The sequence below is a fragment of the Humibacter sp. genome, from assembly GCF_035547335.1.
Taxonomy (GTDB): Bacteria; Actinomycetota; Actinomycetes; order Actinomycetales; family Microbacteriaceae; genus Humibacter.
The window spans coordinates 1-4,338 of the sequence record NZ_DASZVF010000019.1 but is presented as its reverse complement, the minus strand read 5'-3'; the positions used below and the strand labels follow the sequence as shown (position 1 = coordinate 4,338).

General features: G+C 67.9%; 4 protein-coding genes. 2 read left to right on the top strand and 2 right to left on the bottom strand.

Annotated features, from left to right (window positions below):
- The coding region (locus VHB92_RS05245) for an O-antigen ligase family protein (RefSeq protein WP_325452120.1) at positions 1-1,004 on the bottom strand (1,004 nt) is incomplete at its 3' end.
- Positions 1,005-1,146: 142 nt separating this feature from the next.
- Between VHB92_RS05245 and VHB92_RS05240 the strand changes: the two genes are divergently transcribed.
- Positions 1,147-1,560 carry an OsmC family protein gene (locus VHB92_RS05240; RefSeq protein WP_325452118.1) on the top strand — a complete coding sequence of 138 codons (414 nt, stop codon included), beginning with the start codon at positions 1,147-1,149 and terminating at the stop codon, positions 1,558-1,560.
- A gap of 149 nt (positions 1,561-1,709) precedes the next feature.
- On the opposite strand, the gene VHB92_RS05235 is transcribed toward VHB92_RS05240, so the two are convergent.
- The gene (locus tag VHB92_RS05235; protein WP_325452116.1) at positions 1,710-2,888 is read right to left on the bottom strand and encodes an acyl-CoA dehydrogenase family protein; all 1,179 of its coding nucleotides are present in this window, start codon (positions 2,886-2,888) and stop codon (positions 1,710-1,712) included.
- Positions 2,889-3,048: 160 nt separating this feature from the next.
- Here VHB92_RS05235 and manA point away from each other — a divergent pair, with 160 nt between their 5' ends.
- Entirely contained in the window at positions 3,049-4,272 is a 1,224-nt protein-coding gene (manA, locus tag VHB92_RS05230) for a mannose-6-phosphate isomerase, class I (RefSeq protein WP_325452114.1), read from the top strand.
- Positions 4,273-4,338 lie beyond the last annotated feature (66 nt).

Below are 4,338 nucleotides of genomic sequence, written 5' to 3'. Positions count from 1 at the left end.
CCCTTGAACGGCTGCACCCACGGAGCCCAGTAGCTGATCCAGCCCCAGCCGAAGTACGGCTTCTGCTGGGCGAGATGGATGACCTTCTCCCAGATATCGGTGCGTCCCGTGAGGTCGGCGGTCTTGCCGAGCAGCTTCGTGACGGTTCCCCAGAAGAGTGTGACGGATGCCGCACCGCCCACGGCGACGACGGTGGCCGTCACGTACAGCGGCACCCGCCTGCTCTGCTGCACGCTTCTGGCCCACCAGGCGAACAACAGCACGACGATGACGAAGCCGAGGGCCACGATGACCGTCGACGAACGGGTGAGCAGGAACGTGATGGCGGCCAGCACGAGCCACACGATGCCGGCCGTGCGGTTCACGGTGCGATCGGCGAGCTGGATGGCGAAGACGATGAGCGCGAACAGCGTGATCATGCCGAGGATGTCGCTGTTGCCCACGATGCCCTGGATCTCGCCGCCGTGGAAGAGCAGGTCGCGGCTCCAGTAGAACGCGTCGGGAAGCTTGCCGGACGGGTACTGATAGGTCGTGAAGAGCGGAAGGATGTGGTGCCGGATGACCACCGAGACGAAGAGCTCGAAGACGAGCGAGAGGCCGATGATCCAGCGGAATGCTGCGCCGAGGGCTCGAAGGATCTGATGCCAGGTGAGGCAGAGCGCGAAGAACGCTCCCGCCGTCGTTGTGGCCAGTTGAGCGACGGCCGCCACCGCCGACTCCGCGCGGTAGGCGGACCACGCTATCGAGACGATACAGAGGAGCAGGAACAGCAGAAGCGTCTTCGGCCACTGGCGGATCGGCACGCGCGGACGCGCCCGCACCAGGAACACGATGCTCACGACGAGGCACAGGCCGGCGATGATGCCCCAGCCCAGCCAGCTCACGCTGTCGCGCCAGAACTCGCCGGCGAACAGTGTGAAGAACGTGAACCCGGCGAATGCCAGGAGCCAGCCCTGACCGGCGGGCACGGTGCGCAGCGCCGTCGCTGGCGCGGTCTGTGTCATGGCTCTCACCTTATGGGCGATTGAGGGTCAGTCATGTGAGCTCGCTCATATGACCGACCCGATTGAGTCCGTGAGCTGCGCAGCAGCGATATGGCCGGATGCACTCTAGGCCGAAGCCCTGGTGCAGGCCTACTCTGAGCGGATGTTCACAGTGCGAACCCGCAGCCTCCCGGAACGCAGCGCGGCGATCGGCTCGGCGGGACCCTTCACGCTGGTCGTCGATCGATCGGCCGAGGCCGGAGGCGACGGCATCGGGTTCAGCGGTGGCCAGCTGCTCTACCTCGCGGTGGCGGGCTGCGTGTCCAACGACCTGTTCCGGGAAGCCGATGCGGCAGGCATCCGCTTGCACTCCGTCGCCATCACCGTCGACGGCGACTTCACCGGCTCACCCGCCACGTCCACCGAGGTGGCGTACGACGTCGAACTCACCGGAGACGCCGATGAGAGCGAACTCCGCGTCCTCGTGGAACGAGTCGACCGCATAGCCGAGATCCCCAACTCGCTTCGTCAAGGCACCACTGTCGCGCTGCGCAGCCTGTCCGTCTCGCGCGCCTGAGGGCATCCGCGAGAAGGCCCGCCGGCGGTAGATCGAGCGAGCGGATGTCTGGACACAGCGATCGAGGTGCACCAGCAGGGAAGCGGGCGAGGCCGCCGCGTCGGCAGGCGACGGACGGCCCCGTCTCGCTTCGTCGACGACCACCTGGCCTAGACGAAGGCGGCCAGTCCCGTGATCGCACGGCCGACGATGAGCGTGTTCATCTCCTGCGTGCCCTCATACGAGTAGAGCGCCTCGGCGTCGCTGAAGAAGCGCGCGACGTCGTACTCGAGCACGATGCCGTTGCCGCCCAGGATCTCGCGCGCCCAGCCGACCGTCTCGCGCATCCTCGCCGTCGTGAACGCCTTCGCCAGAGCCGAGTGCTCGTCGCGCTGGGTGCCGGCGTCGAGCATCCGCGACACCTGCACGACGAGCGCGAGCGACGAGGTGATGTTCGCGAGCGACGCGGCGAGCATGTCCTGCACGAGCTGGTGTGCTGCGATGGGCTTGCCGAACTGGATGCGCTCGCCCGCGTACTTCACGGCCGCCTCGTACGCGCCGACGGAGACACCGACGGCCGCCCACGCCACCTCGGCGCGCGTCGCCCGCAGCACGCGCGCCGTGTCGCGGAACGAGTTCGCGTTCTGCAGCCGGAGCGACTCCGGAACGCGCACATCCTCGAGCGTGATGTCGGCGTTCTGCACGGCACGCAGCGCCTGCTTGCCCTCGATCTTCGTGGCGTGATAGCCGGCGGTCTCCGTGGGAACGATGAAGCCCTTCACCTGGCCGTCGGCGACATCCTTGGCCCAGATGATCGTGATGTCGCTGAACGTGGCGTTGCCGATCCAGCGCTTCGAGCCGTTGATGATCCACTCGTCTCCGCGGCGCTCCGCCGTCGTGCGCAGTCCCTGTGCGGAGTCGGAACCCGAGAGCGGTTCCGTGAGACCGAACGCGCCGATGATCTCGCCGGAGGCGAGCTTGGGCAGCCACTCGTCCCGCTGCTCCTGCGAGCCGCACGCGCTCAGCGATCCGGCGGCGAGCCCGTTCTGCACGCCGACGTAGGTGGCGATGGAGGCGTCGATCCTGGCCAGCTCCAGGGCCAGGAAGCCGCGGAACACGGCCGAGTTGGGGAACGGCTTCGTCTCGTCCCACGAGAAGGCGGCCACTCCGAGCCGGTGCAGCTCGGGGATGAGCTGCTTCGGGAACTCGGCACGCTCCCAGTACTCGTTCGCGATCGGCTTCACCTCGGTCTCGAGGTAGGCGCGCAGCTTCGCGATCGCCTCCTTCTCCTGCTCGGTGAGGTCGTTCGCGAAACCGTAGAAGTCTGCGGCAAGCGGCTCGAATGCCATGTCTGCTCCATCGCACTGTTGAGCGGAATCGCCGGGCGCTGGCGCGCCGCAAGCGAAGCCGCTGAAGAACTGTCGGGATCTGGGTCAGCCTAGGCAGCGGCATCCGAGCGCCCAAGGCCGTTGGTACTCTGCGACTAACCAGGAGAAAGGGCGGGTGCGGATGTTTGTGCGCATCGACAACGATCCTCGCGATTACGCGTGGGGCTCCACGCACGGCATCGCGGATCTGCTCGGGCGACGAGCATCCTCGCGGCCGGAAGCCGAACTGTGGCTGGGAGCGCATCCCGGTTCGCCGAGCCTGCTGGTGCATCCGACAGACGGCCCGCGTACCCTCGCCGAGCTGATCGGCGAAGAACCGGAGCAGACGCTCGGCGACGACTGGTGCGACGACGAGTCGTACGGTGGTGCGCCCCGCCTGGGCTTCTTGCTGAAGGTGCTCTCGGCGGCTGCGCCGCTGTCGATCCAGGCGCATCCGTCGCCCGAGCAGGCGCAGGAGGGGTTCGAGCGGGAGAACCGGCTCGGCATCCCGCTGGATGCTCCCGAACGCAACTACAAGGATCCGTTCCACAAGCCGGAACTGATCTACGCGGCGACGCCGTTCGACGCGCTGTGCGGGTTCCGTGACGTCGGCACCTCGGTCGCCGTGCTCGACCGGCTCATCTCGATCGGCCGCGCCGCCGGACTGCCGCACGACGAGCTGGACGTGCTGCGCGGCATCCTGGCGGCGGGGGAGACCGAGGAGTCCGCACTGCGGGCGGCGGTCGGCCTGCTGCTCGGCGGCGGAGAGGGAGCCGAGGAGATCGTGTCGCAGGCGACGGCGATCGCGCGCTCGCCGAAGGGCTCAGACGTGCCCGAGCTCGGGATCGTGCGGCTGCTCGCCGATGCGTACCCGGGAGACCCGGGGATCGTGCTGGCGCTCCTGCTGCACCGCGTGGCCCTGAAGCCAGGCGAGGCGCTGTACCTGCCTGCTGGGAACATCCACGCGTACCTCTCCGGCACAGGGATCGAGCTCATGGCGGCATCGGACAACGTGCTGCGCGGCGGTCTGACGCCGAAGTACATCGATGTGCCGGAACTGCTCAAGGTGCTCGACTTCACCCCGGTTCCGGCACCGCTGCTGGCGCCGTCCAGGGTGGGACCTCTCGAGCTCTTCACGCCCGACGTTCCGGACTTCAAGCTCGGACACGTAACAGGGGATGCCACGCTCGAGCTCACCGGTCCGGCGATCGTGCTGTGCACGGCGGGGCAGGCATCCGTGACGGGAGATCACGGGACCATCACGGTGCACAGGGGCGACGCCGTCTTCGTGTCGCCCGACGAGGGAACCCTGCGCTTCGCGCCGCACGACGACGGCGTGCTCTTCGTCGCGACCGACAACCGCTGACCCGCTCGCGGCGCTCTCGCCTCACTCGCGGATAGGTTGGGGGAATGGCTTGGTTGGTGACCGGCG